The organism is Vibrio sp. SCP2 (assembly GCF_059295395.1).
The window spans coordinates 145,115-160,771 of sequence record NZ_JCAFVV010000004.1 but is presented as its reverse complement, the minus strand read 5'-3'; the positions used below and the strand labels follow the sequence as shown (position 1 = coordinate 160,771).

At 44.9% G+C, this 15,657-nt stretch carries 15 protein-coding genes; 12 read left to right on the top strand and 3 right to left on the bottom strand.

What is annotated here, in order from left to right; genetic code table 11:
- The first annotated feature begins 36 nt into the window (after positions 1-36).
- The 5 genes from mutT (at position 37) to AC5O63_RS14070 (ending at position 7,186) form a co-directional block, all read left to right on the top strand.
- A complete protein-coding gene (mutT, locus tag AC5O63_RS14090) occupies positions 37-435 on the top strand; it encodes an 8-oxo-dGTP diphosphatase MutT (protein WP_494505391.1) in 399 nt (132 codons plus the stop codon).
- Positions 436-543: 108 nt separating this feature from the next.
- Positions 544-1,353, top strand: coding sequence for a 4-hydroxy-tetrahydrodipicolinate reductase (gene dapB, locus AC5O63_RS14085; RefSeq protein WP_171381838.1), 810 nt, complete (start codon positions 544-546; stop codon positions 1,351-1,353).
- Positions 1,354-1,835: 482 nt separating this feature from the next.
- Positions 1,836-2,975, top strand: a complete 1,140-nt coding sequence (carA, locus tag AC5O63_RS14080; protein WP_004744942.1) for a glutamine-hydrolyzing carbamoyl-phosphate synthase small subunit — start codon at positions 1,836-1,838, stop codon at positions 2,973-2,975.
- 16 nt (positions 2,976-2,991) lie between these two features.
- Positions 2,992-6,222 (top strand): carbamoyl-phosphate synthase large subunit, encoded by a 3,231-nt coding sequence (carB, locus tag AC5O63_RS14075; RefSeq protein WP_004744941.1) that lies wholly within the window; start codon positions 2,992-2,994, stop codon positions 6,220-6,222.
- 181 nt (positions 6,223-6,403) lie between these two features.
- Positions 6,404-7,186, top strand: a complete 783-nt coding sequence (locus tag AC5O63_RS14070; protein WP_494505390.1) for a TSUP family transporter — start codon at positions 6,404-6,406, stop codon at positions 7,184-7,186.
- On the opposite strand, the gene AC5O63_RS14065 is transcribed toward AC5O63_RS14070, so the two are convergent.
- Both AC5O63_RS14065 and grcA read right to left on the bottom strand, forming a co-directional pair.
- The gene (locus AC5O63_RS14065; protein WP_494505389.1) at positions 7,183-8,061 is read right to left on the bottom strand and encodes a LysR family transcriptional regulator; all 879 of its coding nucleotides are present in this window, start codon (positions 8,059-8,061) and stop codon (positions 7,183-7,185) included. The two genes, AC5O63_RS14070 and AC5O63_RS14065, sit on opposite strands and share 4 nt — an antisense overlap.
- Before the next feature lie 96 nt (positions 8,062-8,157).
- A complete protein-coding gene (grcA, locus tag AC5O63_RS14060) occupies positions 8,158-8,535 on the bottom strand; it encodes an autonomous glycyl radical cofactor GrcA (protein WP_004744938.1) in 378 nt (125 codons plus the stop codon).
- Positions 8,536-8,858: 323 nt separating this feature from the next.
- Between grcA and nfo the strand changes: the two genes are divergently transcribed.
- The 3 genes from nfo (at position 8,859) to AC5O63_RS14045 (ending at position 11,335) form a co-directional block, all read left to right on the top strand.
- Positions 8,859-9,743, top strand: a complete 885-nt coding sequence (gene nfo / locus AC5O63_RS14055; RefSeq protein ID WP_494505388.1) for a deoxyribonuclease IV — start codon at positions 8,859-8,861, stop codon at positions 9,741-9,743.
- 253 nt (positions 9,744-9,996) lie between these two features.
- On the top strand, positions 9,997-10,683 hold the full coding sequence (ung, locus tag AC5O63_RS14050) for a uracil-DNA glycosylase (RefSeq protein ID WP_004744937.1): 687 nt from the start codon (positions 9,997-9,999) through the stop codon (positions 10,681-10,683).
- A gap of 100 nt (positions 10,684-10,783) precedes the next feature.
- Positions 10,784-11,335, top strand: a complete 552-nt coding sequence (locus AC5O63_RS14045; protein WP_494505387.1) for a hemerythrin domain-containing protein — start codon at positions 10,784-10,786, stop codon at positions 11,333-11,335.
- 42 nt (positions 11,336-11,377) lie between these two features.
- Here AC5O63_RS14045 and AC5O63_RS14040 read toward each other — a convergent pair whose 3' ends face one another.
- Positions 11,378-11,560 carry a DUF3545 family protein gene (locus AC5O63_RS14040; protein WP_004744935.1) on the bottom strand — a complete coding sequence of 61 codons (183 nt, stop codon included), beginning with the start codon at positions 11,558-11,560 and terminating at the stop codon, positions 11,378-11,380.
- A gap of 707 nt (positions 11,561-12,267) precedes the next feature.
- On the opposite strand from AC5O63_RS14040, the gene AC5O63_RS14035 reads away from it, so the two are divergent.
- From AC5O63_RS14035 to AC5O63_RS14020, 4 genes are all read left to right on the top strand, one after another.
- The gene (locus AC5O63_RS14035; protein WP_004744933.1) at positions 12,268-13,698 is read left to right on the top strand and encodes an alanine/glycine:cation symporter family protein; all 1,431 of its coding nucleotides are present in this window, start codon (positions 12,268-12,270) and stop codon (positions 13,696-13,698) included.
- Between the two features lie 102 nt (positions 13,699-13,800).
- A complete protein-coding gene (yaaA, locus tag AC5O63_RS14030; protein WP_494505386.1) occupies positions 13,801-14,574 on the top strand; it encodes a peroxide stress protein YaaA in 774 nt (257 codons plus the stop codon).
- Positions 14,575-14,590: 16 nt separating this feature from the next.
- On the top strand, positions 14,591-14,737 hold the full coding sequence (locus tag AC5O63_RS14025) for a DUF5363 family protein (RefSeq protein ID WP_004744931.1): 147 nt from the start codon (positions 14,591-14,593) through the stop codon (positions 14,735-14,737).
- Positions 14,737-15,510, top strand: coding sequence for a TatD family hydrolase (locus AC5O63_RS14020; RefSeq protein WP_494505385.1), 774 nt, complete (start codon positions 14,737-14,739; stop codon positions 15,508-15,510). Before AC5O63_RS14025 ends, AC5O63_RS14020 begins: the two co-directional genes overlap by 1 nt.
- Positions 15,511-15,657: the final 147 nt, after the last annotated feature.

Below are 15,657 nucleotides of genomic sequence, written 5' to 3'. Positions count from 1 at the left end.
GCAGGGCATGACAATGGAAAGTAAATAGGAAGTCTGATGAAACGAATTCATATCGTCGCCGGAATTATCTTCAATCAAGATAAATCGCAGGTGTTTATTACTAAGCGTCCTGATGACAAACATAAAGGCGGCTTTTGGGAGTTTCCTGGTGGTAAGGTCGAGCAGGGCGAAACGATCGAGCAAGCCATGGTTCGCGAACTTGAAGAAGAGATTGGGATTACAACGACTGAGCAAGCGCTGTTTGAACACCTTGAGTTTGACTACCCTGACAAGTCGTTGAAGTTTGATTTTATGACGGTGACACAGTTTGAAGGTAAGCCTTATGGCAAAGAAGGGCAACAAGGAGAGTGGGCGGCGATCGCTGATCTCTCTAACTATGCGTTTCCTGAAGCCAATGTCCCGATCCTAGAGCGCGTGATTAAAGAGTTTTCCTAAACGATCAAATTTTCTTAAACGATCAAAGCCCCCTAGCCAGCGGTAGTGAATGCTGTTAGTTTTAACGGATTGGCTAAAAAAAACGATTATTCGAAACGGAGATATGCAATGGTACGTATTGCAGTTGCAGGAGCAGCAGGCCGAATGGGCCGTAACCTAGTTAAAGCAACTTACCTAAATCAGCAGGCGCATGTTGGCGCGGGTTCAGAGCGACCAGAATCTTCACTCGTGGGTGTGGATGTCGGTGAACTGTGCGGCGAAGGTAAGTTTGATGTTGTTCTGACTGACGACCTAGCAAAAGAGATTGAAAACTTTGATGTCATCATCGACTTCACGGCGCCAGCAAGCACGCTTGTTAACTTGGAGCTGTGTCGTCAACACGGTAAGAGCATTGTTATTGGCACGACGGGGTTCACCGATCAAGAGCGAGAGCTCATCGATACGATTGCCAAAGAAGTACCTGTAGTGATGGCACCGAACTACTCGGTTGGCGTTAACTTGGTCTTTAAGCTTCTTGAGAAAGCGGCCAAGGTGATGGGTGATTACTGCGATATTGAAATTGTCGAAGCACACCACCGTCATAAAGTGGATGCGCCTTCTGGTACGGCTATTGGCATGGGTGAAGCGATTGCCGATGCGATGGGTAACAAGCTCAATGATGTAGCTGTCTATGCTCGTGAAGGTATTACCGGTGAGCGTACTAAAGATGAGATAGGCTTTGCTACGATTCGAGCGGGTGACATTATTGGTGAGCACACGGCAATGTTTGCTGATATCGGTGAGCGTGTTGAGGTGACCCATAAAGCGACTGACCGTATGACCTTTGCTAATGGTGCTGTTAAAGCCGCCGTTTGGCTAAATGAGAAGCCAGCAGGCTTCTATACCATGACCGATGTGTTAGGGCTCAATGAGCTGTAAATCAATAATTATGCGCTGGGCTTACCCGGCGCTTTTTGTATCTAGCCAGTAATAATCGTTTAATAAACCAGGTGGATTACGCTGGTTATATGGTTTTTGAGTGTCTATTTTGGCTGTTCTGATGTGTTTTTTGTTTTAACTGCTCAAAAATTCCAGTTAACTTAGTTTGTTCAACGTTTGCGCAAAAAGTGAAAACAAAACTGTGATCTGTAATGAGTGAAAAATGACACAATTCATAAATTTTTCATCTCACCCTCCCAATGCTCTGACTAAACTTTGTTTTTTAGCCATCTAAAACCCTTTTTTGATTTAACTGCTCTAAATATCCAACTTATTTTCACGACTCTGTTGACACAAATCACAACCGTCATTAGAATACCGCCAATTTGTCTAATTTCCATAAACACGCACTTTTGAGTGTTGCAGGAAGGTAGATTTGCAAATTAAATCAATTTTAATGCATTTTTATTCCGGAGGTTGTCTTGAGCAAGTCAGCACTGCTAGTCCTAGAAGATGGGACAGTATTTCACGGTGAATCCATTGGCGCAGATGGTTCTGCTGTCGGTGAAGTCGTTTTTAACACCTCGATGACGGGGTACCAAGAAATCCTCACTGATCCTTCCTATTCTCAACAAATTGTTACTCTTACTTACCCTCACATTGGCAATACCGGAACCAATTCCGAAGATGAAGAATCCTCTTCAATCCACGCACAAGGCCTTGTGATTCGCGACCTTCCTCTTATCGCTTCTAACTTCCGTAACGAACAATCCCTTTCTGACTACCTTAAATCGCAAAACATCGTCGGCATTGCTGATATCGATACGCGTAAGCTCACGCGCATTCTGCGTGAGAAAGGTGCACAGAACGGTTGTATCGTAGCAGGTAACAACCTAGACGAGGCTCTAGCGCTAGCTAAAGCGAAAGAATTCCCTGGCCTAAAAGGTATGGACCTTGCGAAAGAAGTTACAACAAAAGAAGCGTATCAATGGAAACAAGGTTCGTGGACGCTTGAGGGTGGACTTCCTGAGGCGAAAGACGACAGCGAACTGCCATATCACGTTGTTGCCTACGACTTCGGTGCAAAACGCAACATCCTGCGTATGCTTGTTGACCGCGGCTGCCGCCTAACGGTTGTTCCTGCTGAAACTTCAGCAGAAGAAGTATTGGCTCTTAACCCAGATGGTGTGTTCTTATCAAACGGCCCGGGTGACCCAGAACCATGTACTTACGCGATTGAGGCGACAAAAGTATTCCTAGAAAAAGGCCTACCAATTTTCGGTATCTGTCTTGGTCACCAAATCCTAGCGCTTGCTTCTGGTGCTCAAACGGTGAAGATGAAGTTTGGTCACCACGGTGCAAACCACCCAGTTAAAGACCTAGACCGTAACGTTGTAATGATTACTTCTCAGAACCACGGTTTTGCTGCGGATGAAGCAACACTGCCTGAGAATCTACGTGCCACTCACGTATCGCTATTTGATGGCTCACTGCAAGGTATTCACCGTACAGACAAGCCAGCGTTTAGCTTCCAAGGTCACCCAGAGGCGAGCCCAGGTCCAGAAGATGCGGCACCGCTATTTGACCACTTTATCGAACTCATTAAACAACACAGCGCTTAATTCGGAGTAGTAGAGAATGCCAAAACGTACTGACTTAAAAAGTATTCTAATTCTAGGTGCAGGCCCGATTGTTATCGGTCAGGCATGTGAGTTTGACTACTCTGGTGCTCAAGCATGTAAAGCACTGCGTGAAGAGGGTTACCGAGTTATCCTTGTAAACTCTAACCCTGCAACCATCATGACTGACCCAGACATGGCGGATGCAACTTACATCGAACCAATCCAGTGGGAAGTAGTTCGCAAGATCATCGAGAAAGAGCGCCCAGATGCGGTTCTACCAACTATGGGTGGTCAGACTGCGCTTAACTGTGCTCTAGACCTAGAAAAGCACGGCGTACTTGAAGAGTTCGGCGTAGAGATGATTGGTGCAACGGCTGACGCTATCGATAAAGCAGAAGACCGTTCTCGTTTTGATAAAGCGATGAAGTCTATCGGCCTTGAGTGTCCTCGTGCTGATACGGCGAAAACAATGGAAGAAGCTTACGGCGTCCTAGAGATGGTTGGCTTCCCTTGTATCATTCGTCCTTCATTCACTATGGGTGGTACTGGTGGTGGTATCGCTTATAACAAAGAAGAGTTCGAAGAGATTTGTCGTCGCGGTCTAGACCTTTCGCCAACTAACGAGCTTCTAATCGATGAATCACTCATCGGTTGGAAAGAGTACGAGATGGAAGTGGTTCGCGACAAAGCGGACAACTGTATCATTGTATGTGCGATTGAAAACTTCGACCCAATGGGTATCCACACTGGTGATTCAATCACAGTAGCGCCAGCTCAGACTCTAACGGATAAAGAGTACCAGTTGATGCGTAATGCATCTCTAGCGGTACTACGTGAGATCGGTGTAGAAACAGGTGGTTCAAACGTACAGTTTGGTATCAACCCGAAAGATGGCCGTATGGTTATCATCGAGATGAACCCTCGTGTATCTCGCTCTTCTGCACTAGCGTCTAAAGCGACAGGTTTCCCAATCGCTAAGATTGCAGCGAAACTGGCTGTTGGCTTTACGCTTGATGAGCTACAAAACGACATCACTGGTGGTGCAACTCCTGCATCATTCGAACCTACTATCGACTACGTAGTGACTAAGATTCCTCGCTTTAACTTCGAGAAATTTGCTGGCGCTAACGACCGTCTAACGACTCAGATGAAGTCAGTAGGTGAGGTTATGGCAATTGGTCGTAACCAACAAGAATCGCTACAAAAAGCACTTCGCGGCCTAGAAGTTGGCGCGACTGGCTTTGATGAAATGGTTGACCTAGATGCGCCAGACGCACTAACAACTATTCGCCACGAGTTAAAAGAAGCGGGCGCTGAGCGTATTTGGTACATCGCTGATGCATTCCGTGCAGGTATGTCAGTTGATGGTGTATTTAACCTAACGCAAATCGACCGTTGGTTCCTAGTTCAAATCGAAGACCTAGTTAAGCTTGAGCAAGAGCTTAAAGTGAAAGGCTTCGCTGGCTTGAACAAAGAAGAACTGAAAAAGCTTAAGCGTAAAGGTTTTGCAGATGCTCGCCTATCTAAGATTCTAGGTGTGTCTGAAAGCGAAATCCGTCGCCTACGTGACCAGTACGATATCCACCCAGTTTACAAGCGCGTAGATACCTGTGCGGCTGAATTCTCTTCTGATACCGCTTACATGTACTCATCTTACGATGATGAGTGTGAAGCGAACCCAACGGATAAAGAGAAGATCATGATTCTTGGCGGTGGTCCTAACCGTATCGGCCAAGGTATTGAATTCGACTACTGTTGTGTACACGCATCACTAGCACTACGTGAAGATGGCTACGAAACCATCATGGTTAACTGTAACCCTGAGACAGTTTCAACAGACTATGATACTTCTGACCGTCTGTACTTCGAACCAGTAACACTAGAAGACGTACTAGCAATCGCTCGCGTTGAGAAACCAAAAGGCGTTATCGTTCAGTACGGAGGTCAAACGCCACTGAAACTGGCTCGCGCACTTGAAGCTGCAGGCGTGCCAATCATTGGTACTAGCCCAGATGCTATCGACCGTGCAGAAGACCGTGAGCGCTTCCAAGTTGCTGTTGACCGTTTAGGTCTTCTACAGCCAGAGAACGCGACGGTAACGACAATGGAACAAGCGGTAGAGAAAGCGCGTGAAATTGGTTACCCATTAGTTGTACGTCCTTCATACGTACTGGGTGGTCGTGCGATGGAAATCGTATACGACGAGCAAGATTTACGTCGCTACTTCAACGAAGCAGTTAGCGTATCGAACGAATCTCCAGTTCTTCTTGATAGCTTCCTAGACGATGCAGTTGAAGTGGATATCGATGCTATCTGTGACGGTGAGCGCGTAGTAATCGGCGGTATCATGGAGCACATCGAACAAGCGGGTGTTCACTCAGGTGACTCAGCATGTTCTCTTCCTGCATACACGCTAAGCCAAGAAATCCAAGACGTAATGCGTGAGCAAGTTGAAAAGCTAGCGTTCGAGTTGGGTGTTCGTGGTCTGATGAACACGCAGTTTGCGGTTAAGAACAACAAAGTATACCTAATCGAGGTGAACCCTCGTGCAGCACGTACTGTACCGTTCGTATCGAAAGCAACAGGCGCACCAATCGCTAAGATTGCGGCACGTGTTATGGCGGGTCAATCTCTAGAAGCTCAAGGCTTCACTAAAGAAATCATCCCACCATACTACTCTGTAAAAGAAGTGGTGTTACCGTTCAACAAGTTCCCAGGTGTTGACCCACTGTTAGGCCCAGAAATGCGCTCAACAGGTGAAGTAATGGGTGTCGGTGCAACATTCGCAGAAGCTTACGCAAAAGCAGAGCTAGGTTGTGGCAAGGTATACCCAGAAGGTGGCCGCGCATTACTGTCTGTTCGTGAAGGCGATAAAGAGCGTGTTGTAGACCTAGCGTCTAAGCTGTCTAAGCTTGGTTACCAGCTAGATGCTACTCACGGTACAGCGGTGATTCTAGGTGAAGCGGGTATCAACCCACGTCTAGTTAACAAGGTACACGAAGGTCGTCCACACATTCTTGACCGTATCAAGAACAATGAGTACACCTACATCGTTAACACGGCGGCAGGTCGTCAAGCGATTGAAGATTCGAAAGTACTTCGCCGTGGCGCACTAGCAGAGAAAGTGAACTACACCACAACGCTAAACGCAGCATTTGCAGCTTCTATGGCTCATACTGCTGATGCGTGTGCATCTGTAGCATCTGTTCAAGAGCTACACGCAAAGGTGAAAGCGAACGAAGCGTAATAAAAATCAGTAAGCTCAACTGAGAGCTTATATGACAACTTCATTGCCCACTCATTTGAGTGGGCTTTTTTTACCCTTATCGATGAATAATTGGAATGAATTAAAGTCTAATCTTTCTCTAAGAGAATTATTAACTTAGTGATATTTTGGCTGATAGAAACTGATAACCGATTGATTGAGAATGGAACTGACACTCGAAATTCTGACGATACTCTTCTTCGTGGCGACCGCTGCAGGCTTCATTGATGCTATGGCTGGGGGCGGAGGACTCCTTACTTTGCCTGCTCTACTGGCGGCGGGTGTCCCTCCGACTCAAGCGCTCGCGACAAACAAGCTTCAGAGTTCATTTGGCAGCTTTTCTGCCAGTTGGTATTTCGTGCGCAATGGGATTGTCAGCATTAAAGAGATGCGCCTTGCGATCGTTTGTACTTTTATTGGCTCGGCGGTGGGTGCAGAAGCCGTCCAGTACATAGACGCTGGGGTACTGACGAGTCTAATTCCGATTTTGTTGGTTGCGATCTCGCTCTATTTCCTAATGATGCCGAAAGCGAAACAACATAAAGGTGAGGCAAAGTTATCTGAAGCCATGTTTGCTTTCTCGGTTGGCGGAGGCGTCGGCTTTTATGATGGCTTCTTTGGCCCGGGTACAGGGTCGATATTCACAGTTTGCTTTGTTGCACTAGGTTACTTCTCGCTAGTGGATGCGACGGCGCGTACTAAGGTACTTAACTTCACCTCTAACATTGCGGCGCTGCTGTTCTTTATTTTTGCCGGATTGCCGATTTGGGAGTTAGGGCTTGTGATGGCCATTGGCGGATTCATTGGGGCGCGGCTCGGCGCTAAAGTTGTGGTGACTAAAGGACAGCAATGGATTCGCCCATTGGTGATTACAATGTCGATGTTGATGGCAGCTAAGTTATTGTGGCAAGAGCATTCGCAGTGGTTACTCTCTTTTATTGCTTAGAGTTTTAGTGAGCTAGGATTAAGCGACGTGTTTGCTGACTTGGCTACCGAAGCTACCACTTTATCAACTAGGACTTTAATTCGTTGATTCTTATACGAAGAAGCGCGCAGGCACACATGCAGCGGGCGATAGAGTGGTTGTAGCTGCTCGAAGTGATGGCAGTGCTGTTGCTCGATCTTTAGCGTTTGGATGACGGATAAGGGCACTAAAGCTGGGGCAATACCTGAAAGGGCAAGCTGAGCTGCAGCAGCATAAGAGTCCATCTCCATCACTGGTGTCATAGCCAGATTTTTGAGGATTTTTAGCTGATAGGTGTTGGCGGTATTGGCAAGATCATTGGTAATGATCGTGCTCGGCAGCTGCTTAAGAGGTGTATCGGCGACTATAAAAAACGGCTCGTCGACGAGGTGAAATGTTTTGAGTCCATGCTGCGGAGGAAGCAAACCCGCACATATACCTAAGTGCGCTTTGCCAGACTGAACATGCTCAACGATACGCGGTGTATGATTGGTGGTGATGCGAATGTAAGGATCGGTTTTAAAGTGTTCGCCAAGGATATCCGCAAGGTAACTGGCAACTAACGTTTCAGAGCAATCGACGCTTATTGTGCTCTGCTCCTCCATCGATTGTTGCTCATAGATACGGCCTCTCAGTTCATTGAAGGTGGGACCAATACTCTCGATAAGATTGATCGCATCTTGTGTTAGCTGAACATTTCTTCCATCTGGGACAATCAGCTTCTTACCCAGTTTCTTCTCAAGGTTGGCAATGCGTTTGCTGACCGCTGATTGGCTGATATAGAGTTGGCTACCAGTACGGCTCATGGTTTTGGCCTTACTGAGCGCTAACAGTGTTTCTATACCTTCTAACAGCATGTCATCGTATCCCTAAGAGTCGAACAGGTGTGATACTGTACCCAATAAAAAAGCGGCGCTCAATGAGCGCCGCTTTTAAAATCGATTATCTGAGAATTATAGAGACTCAGTAAAAGTACGTGCGATTACGTCGCGCTGCTGCTCTTGAGTTAGAGAGTTGAAACGTACTGCGTAGCCAGAAACGCGGATAGTTAGCTGAGGGTAGTTTTCTGGGTTAGCCACTGCGTCTTCTAGAGTTTCACGCTTAAGAACGTTTACGTTTAGGTGCTGACCGCCTTCGATACGTGGTGCTGTTTCGATAGCAACTTCACGGCTTTCGTATTCGCCTAGCTCGTTGATCGCAACAACTTGATCAGCTTCGAAGCCAGAGTTCGCTGCTACACAACGCGCTTCGTTCTTCTCGCTGTCTAGAAGCCAGATTGAGTTCAGTAGATCGTCGTTAGCTGCTTTTGTAATTTGAATACCTTGGATCATCACTATCTCCTAGTCCACTTTAGTGGTTTATTGGTGTTAATTTTCGAATTTTATTGAGCTACGTATTATATAGCGAATATCCCTTATGATAATATTGATTTAAGTCAAAAAACAACCAAAAACATCAATTTTCTAAAGGTTATTTTCTTGTTCTAAATCAATAAAATCTTTGAAAACAATATAGTTACAATATATTTGATAATATAAAAAATATTTAATAACTCATTTTGTTGTAATTTTACTACAAAATGAGACTGAAAATTGAACTTGCTCATCTAAGTGACTGTAAATAGGTTCATAGTCTGAAAGTATAAAGTGATTAAATGACAATGCGTAAAAATCAGTTTGGTAATAAGTATATTGGTGCCCATGTTTCTGCTGCTGGTGGTGTCGATCAAGCGCCGCTAAGAGCGAGAGAAATTGGCGCGAATGCGTTTGCTTTATTTACTAAAAATCAACGCCAATGGGTGGCAAAACCGTTAGAAGAAAAAACCATCCGAGCGTTTCGGGCAAATTGCCAAATGTTAGGTTTCAGTAGTGAGCAGATACTTCCGCACGATTCCTACCTCATTAACCTTGGTGCTCCCGAAGAAGAGAAACTAGCCAAGTCTCGCGCGGCTTTTATAGATGAAATGGAAAGGTGTAATCAGTTGGGTTTAACCCTGCTCAATTTTCATCCTGGGAGTCATTTAAAGAAGATATCTGAGAAAGAGTGCTTAGCGCGAATAGCGGAGTCGATTAATCTTGCCCATCAAGCGGTGCCTAATGTTATTGCTGTGATTGAGAACACCGCAGGACAGGGAACGAATCTTGGTTGGCGATTTGAACATCTGGCCGAGATTATCGAGCAGGTAGAGGATAAGTCTCGCGTCGGTGTTTGCATTGATACTTGCCATACCTTTGCCGCAGGCTATGACTTGAGCAGCTTTGATGCCTGCGAGGCAACATTTGATGAGTTCGACCGAGTTGTCGGTATGCATTATTTAAGGGCAATGCACATTAACGACTCAAAGATTGCCTTAGGCGGCAAGGTCGATAGGCACCACGCACTAGGTAAAGGAGAGATTGGTTGGGACTGTTTTGAGTACATCGCAAAAGATCCTCGTTTTGATTCTATCCCATTGATCTTAGAAACAATTGAGCCTGAGCTTTGGCCTGATGAGATCGATCAATTACGTGCTTTTCACGCACAAGCGCAAGCAGAATAGCTATCTAAGTAAAAGGTGGCATCAATTTTTCATAGTCATTAATGAAGTTGATAATATGAGGATGCCACTATGCCATATTCATACCGAAATATTAGTGTACGCCCAGCGCGCTTACCTGCGCCGAATCGCCACATTACCGGTCAAGGTCACTATCGCACCCCGCAGAGAAACTAGTTAATTTAGCTCTAAATACCTTGTTCCTTTTACATATTCTGCCAAAATCGAGGCTGGCATACAGTAAGAGGAACAGAACATGGGTGCGTCTTTAACTTGGCAAGATGTTATTGGAGCGGAAAAACAGCAGGAATACTTTCAGCAAACTCTGGCGTTTGTTGAGCAAGAAAGAGCGGCTGGTAAGGTCGTTTACCCGCCTGCGAAAGATGTCTTTAATGCGTTTCGTGCCACTGAGTTTGGAGACGTAAAGGTCGTAATCATCGGCCAAGATCCTTATCACGGCCCAAATCAAGCGCATGGACTCTGTTTCTCGGTTCTACCTGGTGTTAAGACGCCACCATCTTTGGTCAATATGTACAAAGAACTCGCACAAGATATTGAAGGCTTTCAAATTCCGCAGCACGGCTATTTACAAAGTTGGGCTGAGCAAGGGGTGCTGTTGTTGAATACTGTCTTGACCGTAGAGCAGGGCAAAGCGCACTCACATTCTAAAACAGGCTGGGAAACCTTTACTGATAAAGTGATTGAAGCGCTTAATCAGCACCAATCGGGCGTGGTGTTTTTACTTTGGGGAGCGCATGCACAGAAAAAAGGGCGCTTTATCGATCGCGACAAACACTTTGTACTTGCAGGTCCTCATCCTTCTCCACTCTCTGCTCACAGAGGCTTCTTTGGTTGTCGTCATTTTTCGCAGACCAATCAAATTTTGCAGCAACAAGGTAAATCAATCATTGAATGGCGACTGCCTTTACATATAGAAGGGTAACTCGCTTTCTATGATGTTTGCCTAATTTTCGAACAAGCTCAAAGCACATCAGTAGTATCTCTTATACACTTAGTAAAAGTAGGTGTTAAGGAGAAACGCTATGATGATTGAAAGGATTAGGCGTGAGCACGGTTATATGGTGCGTTTATTAGCCGTGTTGCGCCATAAACTTACGATGCTCAAGAGTGAGCGTCAGGTAAACTACGCGGTTCTAAAAGAGTTGGTTGATTATCTTGCTAACCATTCAGAGAAAGTTCACCACCCTAAAGAAGACATCCTTTACCGTTACTATCTTGAGCACTACGGCCATCACCACGAGATTGACAACCTAGAGTTGGAGCATCAGACATTATCGGAAAAGACCCATGCTTTCTTAAACGTGGTTGATATGGTGCTGCAAGATGCGGTGATCCCGCAGGATATGTTTATCGAACAGTTGGAGTCATTTCTCGATGCTCAAAAACAGCATTTGGAAACTGAAGAGAAGCGTATCTTCCCCTATTTGATTGAGACGTTTACAGTCAAAGATTGGCAAGCAGTCGAAGAGCAATGGAGCGTTTGTGAAGACGACCCAGTGTTCGGGGCAACGATCGCAGAGCAATACGCCCAGCTAGCGGAGCGAGTCCACCAAACTGAGCATGAATGTATCTAGCGTAAACAAAAAAGAGGCGAACAGTAGCCTCTTTTCTAAATTCTAATACTCAAGTTTATCTAGATCATCAAAGCCGATATCCATGTCCATCAGCTCTTTTTGTAGACGCTGACGGTCTTTTATCGCCTCAATTTCACGCCATTTGCGCTTTACGGGTTTAGAACGAGCCGTGCGTCCTTTGGGAAAGTCCTGTTCCAATAGTTCTTCAAAGTTTAAGCCTTCCATAAGCTACCTCTTTATGATTTTTATCCCTCTAAATGGGGCAGGTTTTTAATACCATATTCAAAACAACAGTAACCTTGATTCGTTTCTCATTTGTTACGTTTCAATGAAGTTTTTACGCATATTGTGCGAGCAAGTCACAAATTTTGGCCATCATGTTGGCGTTTTTTTGAACACTTGAACTGACGAGAACGATTAAATTGAACATTTGAGAATGTTAACTCAGTGTGCACATCACTATCACTATTGTGGATATTCAATCAGGTGAGCATCCTTAGTCACCAAGTTAGCTTATTTTACGGGCATTCATTTTGTAATTGAGGTTTGACGCCTTATCTAGCAAGGGGATTCGATTGGTTAGCGACGCATATGAAATTATGTTTCGTAATATGCGTGATGTTGTAATCTCTTTTATTGTTTGTTTGTGGTTTGTTGGTTTTTTGTGTTGTTGCGTGTTAATTGGTGGTGATGATATGGTGAAAAATAACAATTATACGCAGTTATTTTCATATTGATTTTTCCACATCTTCACTGCATTATCCGCCCGTCAAAAAATACGCTGACACGTAAAATGGAAGCACGAAGCGAGTTTTACAGGTCTAAACTGCATAAAACAACAAAATCAATGCTAAGCAATCTTGACACTTAGTCGAGCAGTTAGATGGATGGCTTGGACGCAGAGGTCAGCGAAAACTCACTATGAGGATGTTATGACAGACTTAATCAATTTAATGAATGACCTTCTATGGGGTTCTATTCTTGTTTACCTTCTGGTCGGTGTGGGAATTTACTTTACAGTCCGTTTGGGCTTTATTCAGTTCCGCCACTTTGGCCATATGTTCTCTGTTCTAAAAAATAGCCGCAAAGCAGATAAAGCAGGTATCTCTTCTTTCCAAGCACTTTGTACAAGCTTAGCTGCACGTGTCGGTACAGGTAACATGGCAGGTGTTGCTGTTGCTCTAACTGCGGGTGGCCCAGGCGCCATTTTTTGGATGTGGCTAATTGCTATGTTAGGTATGGCAACATCATTCGCCGAAAGTACCTTAGCGCAGCTGTACAAAACCAAAGATGATGATGGCAACTACCGTGGTGGTCCAGCGTACTACATGGAGAAAGGTCTAGGTATGCGTTGGATGGGTGTACTGTTCTCAGTATTCCTAATTATCGCTTTTGGCCTTGTTTTCAATGCAGTACAAGCTAACTCAATTGCTAATGCGATGAACAATGCCTTCGGTTGGGAAGATACCTACGTAGGTATCGCAGTCGTGTTGCTTTCATCGATTGTTATTTTTGGTGGTATCAAGCGTATTGCTAGAGTGGCTGAGCTGGTTGTTCCGCTAATGGCACTGGCTTACTTACTACTGGCTATGTTCGTCATGTTGACTAACCTAGAGAAGCTTCCAGCCGTTCTTACTCTGATCTTTAAGAGTGCATTTGGCTTGCAAGAAGCGGCCGCTGGTGGCCTTGGCTACGCAATCGCACAGGCGATGATCAACGGTATTAAGCGCGGTCTATTCTCAAACGAAGCAGGTATGGGTTCAGCACCGAACGCAGCAGCTTCTGCGACGCCATATCCTCCACACCCAGCATCACAAGGTTACGTGCAGATGTTAGGTGTCTTTATGGATACTATCGTTATCTGTTCAGCAACCGTGGCTATCATCCTAATGTCAGGTGAATATGTACCACACGGTGAAGTAACAGGTATCGAACTAACGCAAACGGCTTTGAGTTCTCAAGTCGGTGAGTGGGGCGGTATTTTTGTTGCTGTGGCAATCTTCTTCTTTGCCTTTACCTCAATCATTGCCAACTACTCTTATGCAGAAACCAACCTAATCTTCTTAGAGCACAACCACAAAGCGGGTCTTGGTATCTTCCGTATCATCGTTTTGGGTATGGTGATGTTTGGTGCCGTGGCTTCTCTACCAGTTGTATGGGCTCTAGCAGACGTTTCTATGGGTCTAATGGCGATTGTTAACTTGGTGGCGATTATTCTGCTATCAGGCATCGTTATTAAGTTAGCGAAAGACTACAACCGTCAGCTAGACGAAGGTAAAGTGCCGACGTTTGATTCAAATGATTTCCCAGAGCTGAAGTCTCAACTTGAGGATGGTATCTGGGATCAGAGCAAAAAAGATTAATAGTTAGCCTCTATTAAAACGATTCAAAAAGCCATGCAGACATTGCATGGCTTTTTTTGTAACCTATATCTAACAACATAATTAAACAGATAGAGTTAAGTCATGCTAATCGTCGTTTCACCTGCGAAAACCTTAGATTATGAATCGCTACTGGCGACAGAGAAATATACTCAACCGGATTTAATTGAGTACTCTAAGCAGCTTATTGATGTTTGCCGTAAGCTGACCCCGGCTGATGTAGCAAGCTTAATGAAGGTTAGTGATAAAATCGCCGATCTGAACGTTGGCCGTTTTCAAGAGTGGAGCGAGATATTTACCTCAGACAACTCTCGCCAAGCGATCTTAGCTTTTAAGGGCGATGTCTACACAGGGTTAGATGCGCAGTCATTATCTGAGCAAGATTTTGATTACGCGCAAAACCATTTGCGCATGTTATCTGGTTTGTACGGTTTACTTAAGCCACTCGATTTAATGCAGCCTTACCGTCTTGAAATGGGGACTAAGCTTGCTAACGATAAAGGCAGCAACCTCTATCATTTTTGGGGCAATGTGATCACCGATAAGCTTAACGAGGCGATTGCTAACCAAGGTGATAACGTATTGGTTAACCTAGCGTCGAATGAGTACTTTAAAGCGGTTAAGCCGAAAAATCTCGATGCCCAAGTGATTACGCCAGTATTTAAAGACTGCAAAAATGGCCAATATAAGGTGATCAGCTTTTATGCCAAGAAAGCCCGCGGCATGATGGCGCGCTACATTATTGAAAATCGCATTTCGAGCGTCGCTGAACTGACGAAGTTTGATACTGCGGGATATTACTTTGTTGAAGATGAATCGACACCGACAGAATTGGTATTTAAGCGCGAAGAGCAATAATTGATAGGAGTAGATGATGCTCAAATGGTTTAAGCGATGGCTAGCGAAGTATGACGCTTGGTGTCAGTCAATGGGGCTAACACCAGAAAATAAACGCAGTTGTGTCCCTTATCGTAGCGACTCTACTTCATCAACAAGCAATAACAACAAGGCGCAGCGTTAATGCGCCTTTTTGATACCCACTGTCACCTCGACTTTGACGTATTCGCAAACGGTTTAGATGATCATATCAAGTCAGCGAATCAAGTTGGGGTTGAGCGCTTTTTGATTCCAGCTACTGGTCCATCAAACTGGAACAGGGTCGAGGACCTTGCAAAGCAGTACTCCTCTATTTATTACGCATTGGGAATACATCCTTATTTTCTTAGTCCTGATAGCCACATTTATCGCGACCAGTTAGATGCACTGCTCAGTCAGCGCTCAGGACAATGTGTTGCGGTAGGGGAGTGTGGGCTAGATGCTATGGTTGATGTTGATAGCCAGATTCAAGAGCGTGTTTTTATTCAGCAGCTTGAGCTGGCGCAAACTTACCAACTGCCACTTATCCTTCATTCTCGGAAAACTCACAATCGCCTACTACAATTGCTTAAACAGAATCGTTTATCGTATGGAGGTGTGTTACACGCTTTTTCTGGCAGTTTTCAACAAGCGAAACAGTTTACAGACTTGGGTTTTTACATTGGTGTTGGTGGAGGAATCACCTATCCAAGAGCGAATAAGACACGTCAAGCGATCACTCAGTTGCCGCTTGAATACATCGTCTTGGAAACCGATTCGCCAGACATGCCACTAAATGGGTATCAAGGCAAGATGAATCAGCCAAAGATGTTAGCTCAAATATTGTCCTGTCTCGCATCCTTGAAAGGAATGCCAGAGCAAACGATTGCTGAAAACGTTTGGAAAAATAGCAATTCAGCGTTCGGTATTTGTGAATAAATTCTAAATAAATTGTTCTTTTGATGATTACGAAGAGGATGAATGGTGATCGGCTTCACGTTAATGAGTGAACACATGATGAATCTTATTAGAAACTGTGAGGACGGCATTACTTTATCAATGGACGGATGAGTATAATTGCCTCCG

Bases quoted from the DNA above. Each gene is read 5' to 3' on its own strand.
- mutT (WP_494505391.1), top strand. From the start codon at position 37: ATGAAACGAATTCATATCGTCGCCGGAATTATCTTCAATCAAGATAAA.
- dapB (WP_171381838.1), top strand. From the start codon at position 544: ATGGTACGTATTGCAGTTGCAGGAGCAGCAGGCCGAATGGGCCGTAAC.
- carB (WP_004744941.1), top strand. From the start codon at position 2,992: ATGCCAAAACGTACTGACTTAAAAAGTATTCTAATTCTAGGTGCAGGC.
- AC5O63_RS14070 (WP_494505390.1), top strand. From the start codon at position 6,404: ATGGAACTGACACTCGAAATTCTGACGATACTCTTCTTCGTGGCGACC.
- AC5O63_RS14065 (WP_494505389.1), bottom strand. From the start codon at position 8,061: ATGCTGTTAGAAGGTATAGAAACACTGTTAGCGCTCAGTAAGGCCAAA.
- grcA (WP_004744938.1), bottom strand. From the start codon at position 8,535: ATGATCCAAGGTATTCAAATTACAAAAGCAGCTAACGACGATCTACTG.
- nfo (WP_494505388.1), top strand. From the start codon at position 8,859: ATGACAATGCGTAAAAATCAGTTTGGTAATAAGTATATTGGTGCCCAT.
- ung (WP_004744937.1), top strand. From the start codon at position 9,997: ATGGGTGCGTCTTTAACTTGGCAAGATGTTATTGGAGCGGAAAAACAG.
- AC5O63_RS14045 (WP_494505387.1), top strand. From the start codon at position 10,784: ATGATGATTGAAAGGATTAGGCGTGAGCACGGTTATATGGTGCGTTTA.
- AC5O63_RS14040 (WP_004744935.1), bottom strand. From the start codon at position 11,560: ATGGAAGGCTTAAACTTTGAAGAACTATTGGAACAGGACTTTCCCAAA.
- AC5O63_RS14035 (WP_004744933.1), top strand. From the start codon at position 12,268: ATGACAGACTTAATCAATTTAATGAATGACCTTCTATGGGGTTCTATT.
- yaaA (WP_494505386.1), top strand. From the start codon at position 13,801: ATGCTAATCGTCGTTTCACCTGCGAAAACCTTAGATTATGAATCGCTA.
- AC5O63_RS14025 (WP_004744931.1), top strand. From the start codon at position 14,591: ATGCTCAAATGGTTTAAGCGATGGCTAGCGAAGTATGACGCTTGGTGT.
- AC5O63_RS14020 (WP_494505385.1), top strand. From the start codon at position 14,737: ATGCGCCTTTTTGATACCCACTGTCACCTCGACTTTGACGTATTCGCA.